General features: G+C 73.1%; 10 protein-coding genes. 8 read left to right on the forward strand and 2 right to left on the reverse strand.

Annotated features, from left to right (window positions below; all coding sequences use genetic code 11):
• Positions 1–56 precede the first annotated feature (56 nt).
• The 8 genes from mca (at position 57) to EG812_RS15395 (ending at position 9,748) form a co-directional block, all read left to right on the forward strand.
• Entirely contained in the window at positions 57–938 is an 882-nt protein-coding gene (gene mca / locus EG812_RS15360; protein WP_081476022.1) for a mycothiol conjugate amidase Mca, read from the forward strand.
• 48 nt (positions 939–986) lie between these two features.
• Positions 987–1,280 carry a hypothetical protein gene (locus EG812_RS15365; RefSeq protein WP_013731663.1) on the forward strand — a complete coding sequence of 98 codons (294 nt, stop codon included), beginning with the start codon at positions 987–989 and terminating at the stop codon, positions 1,278–1,280.
• Positions 1,281–1,456: 176 nt separating this feature from the next.
• Complete coding sequence (locus EG812_RS15370; protein WP_502697192.1) at positions 1,457–3,985, forward strand: putative bifunctional diguanylate cyclase/phosphodiesterase; 2,529 nt, start codon at positions 1,457–1,459, stop codon at positions 3,983–3,985.
• 75 nt (positions 3,986–4,060) lie between these two features.
• Positions 4,061–6,100, forward strand: a complete 2,040-nt coding sequence (locus EG812_RS15375; protein WP_126711900.1) for a thioredoxin domain-containing protein — start codon at positions 4,061–4,063, stop codon at positions 6,098–6,100.
• A gap of 51 nt (positions 6,101–6,151) precedes the next feature.
• Positions 6,152–7,342, forward strand: coding sequence for a 5-(carboxyamino)imidazole ribonucleotide synthase (locus EG812_RS15380; RefSeq protein WP_126711901.1), 1,191 nt, complete (start codon positions 6,152–6,154; stop codon positions 7,340–7,342).
• Positions 7,339–7,830, forward strand: a complete 492-nt coding sequence (purE, locus tag EG812_RS15385; protein ID WP_102659661.1) for a 5-(carboxyamino)imidazole ribonucleotide mutase — start codon at positions 7,339–7,341, stop codon at positions 7,828–7,830. The genes EG812_RS15380 and purE overlap by 4 nt, the downstream gene beginning before the upstream one ends.
• A 175-nt stretch (positions 7,831–8,005) precedes the next feature.
• Entirely contained in the window at positions 8,006–8,692 is a 687-nt protein-coding gene (locus EG812_RS15390; protein WP_013731668.1) for a HEAT repeat domain-containing protein, read from the forward strand.
• A gap of 54 nt (positions 8,693–8,746) precedes the next feature.
• Positions 8,747–9,748, forward strand: coding sequence for a MerR family transcriptional regulator (locus EG812_RS15395; RefSeq protein WP_126711902.1), 1,002 nt, complete (start codon positions 8,747–8,749; stop codon positions 9,746–9,748).
• A 5-nt stretch (positions 9,749–9,753) separates the two neighbouring features.
• Here EG812_RS15395 and EG812_RS15400 read toward each other — a convergent pair whose 3' ends face one another.
• Together EG812_RS15400 and EG812_RS15405 are read right to left on the reverse strand one after the other, a co-directional pair.
• Positions 9,754–14,688, reverse strand: coding sequence for an SCO7613 C-terminal domain-containing membrane protein (locus EG812_RS15400; RefSeq protein ID WP_126711903.1), 4,935 nt, complete (start codon positions 14,686–14,688; stop codon positions 9,754–9,756).
• A 146-nt stretch (positions 14,689–14,834) separates the two neighbouring features.
• A partial coding sequence (locus EG812_RS15405; RefSeq protein WP_502697195.1) for a UDP binding domain-containing protein occupies positions 14,835–15,010 on the reverse strand: 176 nt, incomplete at its 5' end.

Genomic DNA, 15,010 nt, shown 5'->3' on the forward strand with positions numbered 1-15,010 from the left:
GGCCACGGTGGCCCGACGGATGGGCGATCACTGGGCAGAGACGAGGAGCGCCGACGTTGGCAGAGCAACTTCGACTCATGGCCGTCCACGCACATCCCGACGACGAGTCGAGCAAGGGCGCCGCGACCACGGCGAAGTACGTCGCCGAGGGTGTGGACGTGCTGGTCGTGACGTGTACCGGCGGCGAGCGCGGCAGTGTGCTCAACCCGAAGCTCGATCGGCCGGAGGTGTGGGCCAACATCGGCGACATCCGCCGGGCCGAGATGGACGCGGCTCGCGCCATCCTCGGCGTCGAGCAGGCCTGGCTGGGCTTCGTCGACTCGGGCCTGCCCGAGGGCGATCCGCTGCCGCCGCTGCCCGAGGGCTGTTTCGCCCTGCAGGATGTCGAGGTGGCCGCCGGTCCGCTGGTGCGCCTGATGCGTGAGTTCCGTCCGCACGTCGTCACCACGTACGACGAGGAGGGCGGCTACCCGCACCCCGACCACATCATGTGCCACAAGATCAGCGTGGCGGCCTTCGAGGCGGCCGGTGACGCGGAGCGCTACCCCGAGCTGGGCGAGCCGTGGCAGCCGCTGAAGCTCTACTACGACATCGGGTTCTCCAAGGGCAAGATCCTGGCGTTGCACGAGGCCATCCTGGCCACCGGGGCCGAGTCCCCGTACGAGGAGTGGCTGATCCGCTGGGAGGACCGCATCGACAAGGGTCCCCGGATCACCACCCGGGTGGAGTGCGCCGAATACTTCCCGGTCCGCGACGACGCGCTGCGGGCCCACGCCACCCAGGTCGACCCGGACGGCTTCTGGTTCCAGGTGCCGATGGAGCTTCAGCAGCAGGCCTGGCCGACGGAGGACTTCCAGCTGGCCCGGTCGCTGGTCGACAGCCCGCTGCCCGAGTCCGACCTGTTCGCGGGCGTACGGCAGACGGCCCATGCGCGCTGATCTGTCGGCCGGTTATCCTGGTCGGATACCGCATTTCGGAGGAATTCCATGCTGACCGCTGTCCAGGTGCTCGCGCAGAACAACTTCGGGGACACCCGGACGGGTGGTCTGGCCGGTCCGATGGGCCTGTTCCTCATCCTGGTGCTGGGCGCCGCGACCGTGCTGTTGATCCGTAACATGAACGCCCGCCTGCGCCGGCTGCCCGACGAGTTCCCCGCCCAGCAGCCCGAAGCCCGCCGGGACGCCGCGGGCCGGATGGTCAGTGATCCGACAGATGGGACCGTCACGGCGGATTCATCCGCGGACGCCGCCAACCGGCACCAGCAGCACCGGGACGGTTGAGCGGGGCATGATTCACGTCGAACCGGATGGTCGCCCCCTGTTGCGACCACCGCGTTTGGCTTAGCCTTCCGCCGGGGGACCGGAAGTCCTCAAGCTGCGCGGGAGGGGGCGTCGATGAGCATCGCAATCGTGTCCGCCGCTCACGTGTCCTTCCGTCGGCCGGCAGGAGGAGGTCGGTGACCTCCGGCAGGGCCGGTCACTCGATCGATCGGCCCGAGGGCCGTGGCACCCCCCTCGGGTTGCATCTGCTCACCGCCGCAGTCCTGTGCACCGCACTCGTCGCCGCCGTCGTCGGGCTGAGCCTCCCCGCGCGGCTACCGGTCGACGATCCGCTCGGTGGGCCGGCCCGGTTCGGCATCGCGGTGGCCGCCTTCGCTCTGTCGCAGCTGGCCCGGTTGCGGTTCCGGGCCGCCGCCGGCGTCGTCAGCGTCACCTGGGCCGAGGCGGCGCTGATCGTCTGCCTCTACCTGGTGCCGCCCGGTTGGCTGCCCGCCGCGGCCATGCTCGGTGTCGCCCTGGCCTGGACGGCCATGACCATCGTGGACGAAGGCCGGACCACCTGGGAGGTCGCCCGCATCGCCGGGGCCCAGACGGCCGCCGTCGCGCTGGCGGTGGCAGTCACCACCGCCATCGGTCAGCCGCTGCTGGCCCCCCTGACGCCGGCACTCGCGCTCGCGGTCACCGCCGGGGCGGTCACCTATCTGCTGGCGGGCGCGGCGCTGGGCGGGTTCATGCTGTCGGTGCGCCACGGCATGTCGATCGGCCGCCCGCTGCTCGCCGCACTGCGCGGCAAGCTGCTGATGTTCGTCGGCAACCTGGTGGTCGGCGTACTCGTCGTGGTGCTCATCGAGATCGACCTGCGGTGGTTGTTGCTGCTGCCCGTCCTGCTCTGGCTGCTGCAGCAGACGTACCGGCAGCGGCTGCGCGACGACCGCGAGCGACGCACGTGGCGGTCGTTCGCCGAGGCCACGGCAGCGCTCAACCAACTCGACGAGCGCGGGGTGGCGGTGGCGGGGGTCACCGGCGCGCTGGCGCTGTTCGAGGCGGAGATCGTCGACGTGGAGGTGGCCCGGGCCGACGGGCGCTGGTGGCGCTACCGGGGCGACCCCGGTGGGCGCCTGGTCGACCGCGAGATACCGCCGCCCAGGGACGTGGCCGACTCGGAAGAACTGGTCCGTGACCTGTCGGTGGGCGACACCCGGGTGGGCCGGCTGCGAGTGCGGCTGCCGCGTACCGCCCCGTCCACTGGGCGGGAACGCGACGCCCTCGCCGCCTACGCCGACGCGCTGGCCGCCGCGCTGCACGACGCGGCGACGCACCGGGAGCTGCGACTGGTCACCGCGCGTTCGTCGTACGAGGCGGTGCACGATCCGTTGACCGGGCTGGTCAACCGGGCCGCCCTGCTCAGCCAGGGTGATCAGGCGCTGCGGCAGCTCGCCCACGATCATCCGGTCGCGCTGCTGCTGCTGGACGTCGACCAGTTCAAAGAGGTCAACGACACGCTCGGGCACGCGGCCGGCGACCAGTTGTTGCGGCTGACCGCCAACCGGCTCACCGCCCTGACCCGCCCCGGTGACCTGCTGGCCCGGCTCGGCGGAGACGAGTTCGCGCTGCTGCTGACGTCGGTGCCGGTGCTGGGGGACCACACCGCTGCGCTGGCGTACGCCCTGCGTCAGGCGCGGGAGGTCGCCGAGCGGCTGGCCGCGCCGGCCGAGGTGGCCGGGGTGCGGATGTCCGTCGAGGTGTCCGTCGGGGTGGTGGTGGCCGCCGCCGGCACCGCCGACCTGACCGAGCTGCTGCGCCGGGCCGACATCGCGATGTACCAGGCCAAGTCGGGTGGCGACAGCGTGGCCACGTACGACAGCACGCGGGATGCGGCCAGCACCGATCAGCTGGCCCTGCTCGCCGAGCTGCGTGAGGCGTTGCAGACCGACGACCAGCTGGTCCTGGTGTTGCAGCCGGCAGTCGACCTGGCCACCGGGGCGCCGACCGGCGTGGAAGCGTTGATCCGCTGGCGACATCCACGCCGGGGCCTGCTCAGCCCTGCTGACTTCATCCGGGCGGTGGAGAACAGCGACCAGCTGGGCAGCTTCACCCGGTACGTACTGGACAAGGCGTTGACGGTGGCCGCCGGTTGGGCCGGCGAGGGTCTCGACATCCCCATCTCCGTCAACCTCTCCGCCCGTAGCCTGCTGGACCCACGGTTGCCCAGCGAGATCGCCGAGGCGTTGTGCCGGCATCAGGTGCCGGCGGACCGGCTGGTTCTGGAGATCACCGAGACGGTGGTGATGAGCGAGCTGGAGGTCATCGACCAGGTGCTTTCCGCCCTGCGGGCGATGGGCGTCCAACTGGCGGTCGACGACTTCGGCACCGGCTTCTCCTCGCTCAGCTTCCTCGCCCGGGTCGCCGTGGACGAGCTCAAGGTCGACCGTTCGTTCGTCCTGCGGATGGGGGATTCGCCGCAGGCCGCCGCGATCGTGCGCCACACCGTCGGGATGGCACACGAGCTGGGCCTGCGCGTGGTGGCCGAGGGCGTGGAGACCGCCGCCCAACGTTCGGCCCTGACCGAGCTGGGCTGCACCGCCGCCCAGGGCTACCACTTCTTCAAGCCGATGCCCGCCGACAAGATCGCGGCCGTGCTCAACTCCCTGGCCCGCCAGACCCCCACCAACGTTCTCCCCCTGCGCGCAGATGGTGCCTCCTGACTCCTGCGTTTCACCGTGTGCCGCCAACCTCATGATCAACGCAACCTGCGGGTGGCGGATGGGTAGGGTCGGGGGGTGAATCGACTCGCCCACGCCACAAGCCCCTACCTGCTCCAGCACGCGGACAATCCGGTGGACTGGTGGCCCTGGTGCGACGAGGCGTTCGCCGAGGCCAAGCGGCGCGACGTGCCAGTGTTGATCTCGGTCGGTTACTCCGCGTGCCACTGGTGTCACGTCATGGCGCACGAGTCGTTCGAGAACGAGGGCGTCGGTCGGCTGCTCAACGAGGGGTTCGTGTCGATCAAGGTGGATCGGGAGGAGCGGCCCGACGTCGACGCCGTGTACATGACCGCCACCCAGGCGATGACCGGCCAGGGCGGCTGGCCGATGACGGTCTTCGCGACCCCGGACGGCACCCCGTTCTACTGCGGAACGTACTTCCCCCGGCAGAACTTCGTCCGGCTGCTGGAGTCGGTCGGCACCGCGTGGCGCGAGCAGCGCGACGCCGTACTGCGGCAGGGCGCCGCGGTGGTCGAGGCGGTTGGTGGGGCCCAGGCCGTCGGCGGCCCCACCGCCCCGCTCACCGCCGACCTGCTCGACGCCGCCGCCACCCAACTGGCCGGCGAGTACGACGAGACCAACGGCGGATTCGGCGGCGCACCGAAGTTCCCGCCGCACCTGAACCTGCTCTTCCTGCTCCGCCACCACCAGCGCACCGGCTCGCCGCAGAGCCTGGAGATGGTCCGGCACACCTGCGAGGCGATGGCCCGGGGCGGCATCCACGACCAGCTCGCCGGCGGCTTCGCCCGGTACTCCGTGGACGGGCACTGGACCGTGCCGCACTTCGAGAAGATGCTCTACGACAACGCCCTGCTGCTGCGGGTCTACACGCAGCTGTGGCGGCTCACCGGCGACGCGCTGGCGCTGCGGGTGGCCCGGGACATCGCCCGGTTCCTCGCCGACGAGCTGCACCGGCCCGGCCAGGGGTTCGCCTCCGCGCTGGACGCCGACACCGAAGGCGTCGAAGGGCTCACCTACGTCTGGACGCCGGCCCAACTCGTCGAGGTGCTGGGTGACGAGGACGGCCGGTGGGCCGCCGACCTGTTCGCCGTCACCGAGAGCGGCACCTTCGAGCACGGCACCAGCGTGCTGAAGCTGGCCCGCGACGTCGACGACGCCGACCCGACCGTACGGGAGCGCTGGCAGGACGTCGTACGCCGGCTGCTCGCCGCCCGGGACACCCGCCCGCAGCCGGCCCGCGACGACAAGGTGGTGGCCGCCTGGAACGGTCTGGCCGTCACCGCGCTCGCCGAGTTCGTCCGGCTGGTCGAGACCTCCGGTCGGATCGGCACCGAGGGGGAGGCCAACCTGCTGGAGGGGGTCACCATCGTCGCCGACGGTGCGATGCGCGACACCGCCGAGTACCTCGCCCGGGTGCACATGGTGGACGGGCGGCTGCGGCGCGCCTCGCGCGACGGCCGGGTCGGCGAGCCGGCCGGTGTGCTGGAGGACTACGGCTGCGTGGCCGAGGCGTTCTGCGCCATGCATCAGGTCACCGGTGAGGGACGTTGGCTGGAGTGGGCCGGGCAGCTGCTGGACACCGCGCTGGCGCACTTCGCCGCCCCCGGTGGGGCGTTCTACGACACTGCCGACGACGCCGAGCAACTGGTGGCCCGCCCCGCCGATCCGACCGACAACGCCACCCCCTCGGGGCGCTCCGCGATCGCCGCCGCGCTTGTGGCGTACTCGGCGTTGACCGGGCAGACCCGCTACCGGGAGGTCGCCGAGGCGGCCCTGTCCACTGTCGCGCCGATCGTCGGGCGGCACGCCCGGTTCACCGGCTACGCGGCGACGGTGGGCGAGGCACTGCTCTCCGGGCCGTACGAGATCGCGGTGGTCACCGCCGACCCCGCCGGTGACCCGCTGGTCGCGGCGGCGCACCGGCACGCCCCGCCCGGCGCGGTGATCGTGGCCGGGCAGCCGGACCAGGCAGGCGTACCGCTGCTGGCCGACCGGCCGTTGCTCGACGGCGAGTCCGCCGCGTACGTCTGCCGGGGTTTCGTCTGCCAGCGGCCGGTCGACACGGTCGAGGACCTGGTGGCGCAGCTGACCTGAGCCGGATCCGCCGGGCAGGGTCCCGACCGGCCCCGATAGGCTGGCGCGGCTATGGATTCCCGTACCGGTCTGCCTGTTGTCGGCATGGTGGGTGGTGGCCAGCTGGCCCGGATGACCCACCAGGCCGCGATCGCCCTCGGCCAGTCGCTGCGCGTTCTCGCGCTCACGCCGGACGACGGGGCGGCCCTGGTCGCCGCCGACGTCCAGTACGGCGACCACACCGACCTGGCCGCGCTGCGCACCTTCGCCAAGGCGTGTGACGTGGTCACCTTCGACCACGAGCACGTCCCGACCGAGCACATCCGCGCCCTGGCCGGCGAGGGGGTGAAGCTCTACCCGCCGGCGGACGCCCTGGTGCACGCACAGGACAAGCGGGTGATGCGGGAACGGCTCGACGCGATGGCCGCGCCGAACCCGGCCTGGCGGCCCGTCGAGTCGACGGCCGACCTGGTGGCCTTCGGCGACGAGGTGGGCTGGCCGGTGATGGTCAAGGCCGCCCGGGGTGGATACGACGGGCGGGGAGTCTGGCCGGTCGGCGACGCCGCGCAGGCCACCGAGCTGGCCGAGACGCTGCTCGCCGGCGGCACCAAGCTGATCGTCGAGGAACGGGTGGCGCTGCGCCGCGAACTGGCCGTGCAGGTGGCCCGGTCCCCGTTCGGGCAGGTCGCCGTCTATCCCGTGGTGGAGACGGTGCAGCGCGACGGGATCTGCGTCGAGGTGCTCGCGCCCGCGCCGGACCTGCCCGAGGAGCTGGCGGTGGCCGCTCAGCAGCTCGGCATCGACCTGGCCACCGCGCTCGGCGTGGTGGGGTTGCTGGCGGTGGAGCTGTTCGAGGTCGCCGAGCCCTCGACGCCCAGCGGCAGCCGACTGCTGGTCAACGAGTTGGCGATGCGCCCGCACAACTCCGGGCACTGGACCATCGAAGGCGCCCGCACCTCGCAGTTCGAGCAGCACCTGCGGGCGGTGCTGGACTACCCGATGGGCGACACCTCGCTGGCCGCCCCGGTGGTGGTGATGGCGAATGTGCTCGGTGGTGAGCCCGGCGGCATGCCGATCGACGAACGGCTGCACCACCTCTTCGCCGCCGAACCGACCGCCCGGGTGCACCTCTACGGCAAGCAGGTCCGCCCCGGCCGCAAGATCGGGCACGTCACCGTGCTCGGCGACGACCTGGACGAGGTACGCGCCCGCGCCGCACGGGCGATGCGCTGGCTGCGCGACGGCACGGAGGGAACGGCGTGAGCACCGTTGGTTTGATCATGGGCAGCGACTCGGACTGGCCGACCATGAAGGCCGCCGCCGAGGTGCTCGCCGAGTTCGAGGTGCCGTACGAGGTCGAGGTCGTCTCCGCGCACCGCACCCCGGTCAAGATGATCGACTACGGACGGGCCGCCGCCGGACGGGGCCTCAAGGTCATCATCGCCGGTGCGGGTGGTGCCGCAGCCCTGCCCGGCATGATCGCCTCGGTCACGCCACTGCCGGTGATCGGGGTCCCGGTGCCGCTGAAGCACCTCGACGGCATGGACTCGCTGCTGTCCATCGTGCAGATGCCGGCCGGTGTGCCGGTGGCCACCGTGTCGATCGGCAACGCCCGCAACGCCGGGCTGCTCGCGGTCCGCATCCTGGGTGCGTCCGACCCGGCGCTGCTCGATCGGATGTCGGCGTACCAGGCTGATCTGGAGCAGTTGGTCGCGGAGAAGGATGCGGCTCTGCGGGCTTCTCTGGCTTAGGTTTTCCGCTGGTTGCGGTGGGGGCTGGGGGGCGACCGTCCCCCCCGTCGCCGTTTCGCCGTAATGGCGGTTTTCTGCTGTTGTGTATCCCGCTGTTTCGGCGTAATGGTGCGGCGGTGATGACCCGTGTGGGGTTGACCTTGACATCGTGAGAAGGGGTGGACTGGGCGCGGGGGTGATTGCAGTGGCCGAGTCGGAGCGGGGTACGCAGGCCGCACAGGGCACGCAGGCGGAGCGGGTGCGGGTGGGGTTGGCGCACGGTAGTTCGTCGGTGCGGTTGCGGATGGCGTTGGCGGCCGGGACGACCCCGGATCCGCAGGTTGTGGACGTGCTTGTCGAGCGGTGCGCGGTCGAGCCGGAGTTCTTCGTGCGCGAGATGCTCACCTGGGCGCTCACCCGACAGCCGGCCTCGGTGACGGTTCCCAGGCTGATCGAGGAACTGCGCTCGGCGTCCGGGCAGGCGCGCAGCCAGGCGTTGCACACGCTGTCCAAGATCGGGGACCGGCGGGCCTGGCCGGCGATCACGCACGAGCTGCTGACCGACGCCGACGACGAGGTGGCGCGCAGCGCCTGGCGGGCTGCGGTCGTACTCGTGCCGGAAGGTGCGGAATCCGGGTTGGTCGCGGTGTTGGCGACGCAGCTCGGGCGCGGCGAGCGGGAGACGCAGTTGAGCCTCAGCCGGGCGCTGGTCGGGCTCGGCGAGGTGATCATGCCGGTGCTGCGCGCCGCGACGACCCACCCCGACCCGCGGGTACGCCAGCACGCGATCGCCACCGAGCAACTCTGGCGCGACCCGGACACCGGCTTCGACTTCGCCGTCGAGGAGGCGAAACGGATCGTCGCCCTCGGCCCAGGAGGCTGACGGCCGGGAAGGGTCACGGCCAGGAAGGGCGACGGGCGGGATGGGGGACGGGCGGTGTTGATCGGTGAGGTGGCCCGCAGGTCCGGGGTCAGTGCCCGGATGCTGCGGCACTACGAGGCGCTCGGGCTGGTGCGGCCGACGGGTCGGACCGGGTCCGGCTATCGGGAGTACGCGGACGAGGACATCCGGCGGATCTTCCACATCGAGAGCCTGCGATCGTTGGGGCTGTCGCTGCGGGAGGTCCGGCGGGCCCTCGACGACCCCGGTTTCACGCCCGCGGCGCTCGTGGACGACCTCATCCGACAGACCCGGGACCGCATCGCGGCCGAGACGGACCTGCTCACCCGACTCCGCCGCGTCGGTGCCGCGGAACCCGCCGACTGGTCGGAGGTGCTCCAGATCGTGGCGCTCCTGCAGGGCTTGCGGTCGGACCGCGCCGGTGAACGCCAACGCGCGGCCCTGGCGTTGCCGCGAGCGGCCGTGATGCCGGTGGAGGCGCTGGTCGAGGCGGTGCTGAGCGAAGAGGACCCGAACGTCGCCGGCGCCCTGCGCTGGGCGTTGGCGCAGTCGGGCGACGGTGGACTGGCGCTGCTGGCGGAGGGCCTCGACGCGCCGACGGCCGAGGTACGCAGACGGGCCGTCGACGCCATCGCCGAGATCCCGAGCGACGCTGCGACCGTACTGTTGCGGGACGCCCTCGCCAACGCGGACCTCGCGGTCGGCCGGTACGCGGCCCTGGCGCTCGGGGCCCGTGGCGTCGCCGACGCGGTTCCCACCCTCGTCGACATGGTCGTCGAGGAGGCCGGCGACGTCGACGCGGCCGACGCGCTGAGCGTGCTCGCCGGGGAGGCCGCCCTGGCGGAGCAGATCGCCGTCCGCCTGGTCGGACGCCTCGACGCCGCCGGCGACGCGGCCACCCGTCGACGGCTGGTGGGGGCGCTGGCGGACATCCCGGGCAACACCGCCGCGCAGGCCCTCGCCGACCTGTCGGCGGACGCCGATCCGGTCGTCGCGCACACCGCCGCGCACCTCCTCCGACTACGCGCGGCGCGGTAACGGCATCAGCGCATGCCCCGCAGCGCGGTCTGGAGGCGTTCCTGGGCGCGTCGGCGACGCTCGTTGCTCGCGCCGAGAATCAGCAGCAGGAAGCCGACCGGGATCAACGCCAGCCAGGGGCCGAGGCTGAACAGGGCGTGCACCGCCGCGATGGCGGTCACCACCGCACCCACGATGACCGGCGCCTGCTGCTGGCTCATCGACCCGAAGACCAGCACGGCCACCGCACCGAGCAGCAGCAGCACCTGACGCAGCGTGCTCGAATCCGTGGCCAGCACGATCGCCAGGGTCGGTACGAAGGCGGCCACCAGGGCCGGACCGTACGCCACCCAACTGCTCATGTCGGCCCGCTGCCGCAGTTCCAGGACGCCGACCAGCAGGGCCAACGCGGCGAACGGCAGCGTGTACGCCTCGGGCAGCGCCACGTCGGCCACCCACATCAGGATCCACCAGGCGGTGATCTCGCAGATCACCACCGCCCAGAACAGGATCCGCCGCTCCACCGGTCGACGCCCCGGCCGCATCGCCGCGACGCCGAGCACCGCACCCCAGCCGGCCAGCAGCGCGGCGATGTGCCGCGGCGAGTCGAAGGCCAGGGCCAGCGCGATCAGGGCGGCGGCGTGGCCGCTCCATTCCACGGTGGCGGCCTCCACCCGTGCCTCGGGGCGACGCAGCCGAGGCAGCCGGGCGGCGAAGACCTGCAACGCGGCACCGACCGCGAGCACCCCGAAGGCGGACCACACCGCAGCGAGCCCGGCCACCAGTCCCACCGTGAGCACGAACAGTTGCGCCATCAGCGAGGCGAACAGCCAGCCGAGGATGCGGGCCCGCGAAGTGGTGCCGAACAACGCCGCCACCACGCCGACCCCGACCGCGCCGCCGAGGCTGAGCAGGGTCAGCTCCCGGGTGGCGAGGCTGCCGGCCAGGCCCGCCCCGCCGGCCGCCAGGCCGATCAGGAAGACGAGTACCCGGGCCAGCCGCAGCGAACGCGCCCGCTCCACGAGGGACGGTGGTGGCGTCAGCGCCAGCCCCAGCATCGAGATGGTGAACACCACGAGGGCCGCCCGGGTGCTCATCGGCCAGCCGCTGCCCAACGCGATCGGGGCGATCAACAGGGTGATCGCGGCGCCCGGCAGCACCACCGGCACCGCCCGGGAGCGTCGACCGGCGCTGAATCCGGTGGCCGCCAGCGCCGCCGTCGCGGTCAGCAGCAACGCGGTCAGCACGTGTGTCGGGTTGACCGCCGCCGCCGGTGGGTCGAGCAACTCCGGCGGGGGGCCCTGCCAGACCCGGCGGAGCGTACGGATCGGGTCGACCAGGGCGGCCGACAACGCCGGCGCGATGGAGATCACCGCCAGCAGGGTCGGCAGGGCGGCGGCGCCCAGCGCACCCGCAGCCGGGCTCACCCGCCAACGGGGACGCAGACCATCGTCGGGCGTCCGCCGGATCGCCCCGTCCAGCAGCACCGTCCAGCGGCGCGGCGGCTGGATCGGATCGGCGGGAGGCTCGGTCGCCTCGCGGACCAGTTCGGCGAGCACCCCGAGCAGGGCGGCCGCGGCCGCGTACACCCCGACCTGCAGACCCAGCGGTACGGCGGCCAGCGCGGTCACCACCGCGCCGCCGACCACACCGGCGCTCGCCCAGGGCAGGTACTGCGGGATCTGCCCGCGGACCCCGGCGACCACGGCCAGGCCGAGGCTGGTGGCGGCCAGACCGGCGGTGAGGATGGCCTGCGGGGGGTGGCCGAACTCGGCGGCCAGCGCGGCCGTGGCACCCGGCAACGCCAGCAACGCGGCTCCCACGGCCGCTCCGCCGATCTGCGCCAGGTGCGGCGGCATCCCCTCGGCCTGGATGTCCTCGACGAGGGAGGCCGACATCGAACGGGCCAGCGCCGCCACCACCGTACCGATCACCACGACGCTGGTCAGCGCCAGCGCGGTGGTCCACGGGCGGACCAGGCCGGCACCGGCGGCGTGCAGGGCGATCACCCCGGCGACGGTGATTCTGGACAGGGCGGCGCGGGGGTCGACGGAGGCGACGGCCGTCATCGCGACCACGGCGGCGACCATGCCGCCGATCACCACCGGCGACCACCAGGCCAGGTCGAACGCAGCCGGGGCACCGATGGTGGCCAGGACCACCGCCACGCCGGCCACGTCGTAGCGCCACGGTGGCGGCAGCAGGATGGCGGCGGAGAGCGCCAGCAGGGCCAACGCGATGGGGGCCTGCCAGGTGGTGCCACCGGTCGGTGCGGCCGGCCACCCGCTGAGGTCACCGTTCCAGATCGGACCGGGGGTGGCCAGGACGCCGACGCCACCGCGCAGCGCCATCCAGCCGGCCAGCAGACCGATCAGCACGCCGCCGACCGCGAGGCCGAGCACCGGACCGCGTCGCCACTGTTCCGGCATCGCCCGCGCGGCGACGGCGACCACCAGGACCAGCGCCGCGGCGACGGCGAGTTGTCCGCCGGGGGCGAGCACCGTGCCGATCCTCAGCAGCGTGGCGACCAGGGCCGCGGTCACCGCCGCGGCGGCCAGGTCGGAGCCGTCCATCGTCAGATCGGAGCGACGTCCGGCGTCGATCGACGGGGCCAGGAAGAGGAGTACGGCGGCGACCAGCAGCAACGCGCTGACCCAGGCGTCAGCCACGGTGGCACCGGGTGCCCCGAATCCGGCAGCCGCGACCACCAGCGCACCGAGGCCGGCCCCCACTGACAGTGGCATCGGAATGTGCCGTTGGGACACCTGGACGATCGCGGCGTAGCCGAGCGTCACGCAGACGGCGAGGAAGCTGGCGGCCAGCACCGGCACGGTCGCCTCGCGCAGGCTCGCCGGAGTCAACGTCGGTTCGCCGTACCGGAGGGCGGCGACGAACGCGGCCACCGCCCCGGGCAGGGCGAAGGCCGCACCGCCGGCTGCCCAGGCGGAGATCTCGTCGGCGGCGGCCGGCGCGAGCCGGATCCGGGGGGCGACGGCGATCAGCACGCCGGCCACGACGAAGGTGAGCAGCACGGCGGCGGTCAGCGCGGGCCGGGCCAACGCCGCTCCGGCACCGGCCAGACCGACGACGGCAGCCGCCACCGCGTGCGCCCGGGCGGCCCGGGTCGTACGGGCGGACAACCCGATCGCACCGATGCCGATCGCGGTCAGCACCATCGGCCACGGCGCGACCGACCAGCTCAACCCGAACGAGGCGGGTACGGCGAGGGCGGTCAACGCGGCACCGGTCACCGCGAACTCGCGGCGGATCTCGGCGGGCAGCGCCACCACCGCCGCCACGGTCAGCAGAAAGGCGCTGGCGGCGAGCTGCCAGCCGGCGGGCCCCGCGGCGGCGGCCAGTTCGGCCGGGTACCGGTCGAGGTTGGCGGCCCAGGCCGGCAGCGCGGCCTCGACGGGTGCGATCCCGGCGCGCAGGGCACTGCCGGCCACCACCACTCCGCTGACCGTGAGCGCTATCGCGGAGGCCAGTTGTGGGCCGCGCCGGGCGGACTCGGGCACCGCCCGCACCACCAGACCGGTCACCGCGATGACGGCCGCGATCAGCAGCAGCGAGCGACCGGGCAACGCCACCGAGGCGACCCGGCCGAGGGCGCCGATGACGGCGAGGGTGAGCACCCCCGCGCCGATGTCGGGCAGCGGCGGGCGGCGCAGCAGCAGCGTGCCGACCAGGCAGACGGTGGCGGCGAGCAGCAGCACCAGCCCGGCGCCGATCGCGCCCGACACGGTGTCGGTGCGCAGCAGGGCGGTCACCGCGTGGCCGAGGGCGAGTACGACGGCGACGCCGTGCAGCGCCCAGGTCAGCTCCCGGAGCCCCGGCACCGGCTGCGCGGGTGCAACGGCCGGGGTGCCGACGACGGGGTCGATCAGCTCACCGGCCTCCTCCGGCGCGCCCTCGGGCCGCCCGTCGGCGGTGCGCTGGCGCGGGGTGGCCGCCCGAGCCGGTGCGGCATCGTCCGACCCGTCGACGGCCGGTCGTTGCACGGTGACCGGAGAGCGTGCCAGCCAGAGGTCGAGCACAGCCACCACTGTCAACACCAGCGCCCAACCGGCGGGACCGCTGATCCGCTCGTACGCCAGCAGTGGCACCACCGGCTGGGCGGCCAGCACGGCGGCGAAGCGGGGAGCGCGGAGCCGGGTCAGCCCGGCGTACCCGACGGAGACGGCGGCGGTCACCGCGAAGATGACACCGGCGAAGAGGGCTCCGGAGCCGCCGCCGATCCGGTCCACCGCCCACAGCGCGTACCCGGCGAGCGGCACCAGCAGCAGTCCCACCGCGGCGATGGTCTCGGCGGTCGAGGTCAGCCCGCGTTTGGTGAGCACCGGCGGGGCGAGCAGCATGAGCACGGTGGCGAGCAACAGGATGCCGAGGCGGGTCAGCGCATCCATCGAGCTGGTCGCGAGGACGGCGAAGACCACGGCGGCCACGCCGAGCAGCAGCGCGCCGAGGCCGAGGGGGATGTTCTGGACCTCCCGCGAGGAGGCCTCCGGCGGATGCTCCGGGTTGTCGGCGTCCAGCCAGATCGGCGTGGTCGGCGGCAGTTCCTCGGCACCGTCGGTGGCGCCCTGCCGGGGCACCCGTGGTGGTGGTGGAGCACCGTCGCTCGGCTTGTGCCGGGTCGGTGGGACGGTGCCGGCACCCGGCGACTTGTAGGCCGGTCGGCGGCGCAGCACGCGGCGGGGCCGACCGGCCTGCCGGGTCCGACCGTCACCGACGTTACCGGCGTGTGCCAGGGTGTCCCGCTGGAAGATGGCGGCCTGCATCTTGGACGCGAGCTGCCGTTGTTCGCTGGCGATCGCGGCCTCGCGCGCCTTCATCTCCGCGATGGACCGCTCGATCTCCGCCAGGTGCTCGGCCCACTGTGGCTGGTGCGCGCCGCAGCGCGGGCAACGGACCGCCGGCTTGATCTCCTGCTCGCACGAGGAGCACTGAAAGGTCGCCACGACACCCCTCCACCCACACTGTGGATTCCCACTGTCGCAGCATGCCCAATGCGGCCCCGGAATTCGACACTTGTCGGCGGGTCACCCCCACGGGTGGGCTCCCCCGGAAAACCCACCCCGAGAACCCACCCCGCCAAACCAGAAGGTCAGGGACGACCCAACCCCCGGTACTCCCACCCCGCCTGCGTCCACAGCGTCGAGTCGAGGCAGTTGCGGGCGTCGACCACCCGCCGTCCGGCGACGAGTTCGCCGAGGACGGTCGGGTCGGCGTTGCGGAAGTCGGCCCATTCGGTGAGTACGCAGACCAGGTCGGCGTCGGTCA

The organism is Verrucosispora sp. FIM060022 (assembly GCF_003977705.1).
GTDB lineage: Bacteria > Actinomycetota > Actinomycetes > Mycobacteriales > Micromonosporaceae > Micromonospora > Micromonospora gifhornensis.

Coding starts and splice junctions, on each gene's coding strand:
- EG812_RS15365 (WP_013731663.1), top strand. CDS start 987: ATGCTGACCGCTGTCCAGGTGCTCGCGCAGAACAACTTCGGGGACACC.
- EG812_RS15380 (WP_126711901.1), top strand. CDS start 6,152: ATGGATTCCCGTACCGGTCTGCCTGTTGTCGGCATGGTGGGTGGTGGC.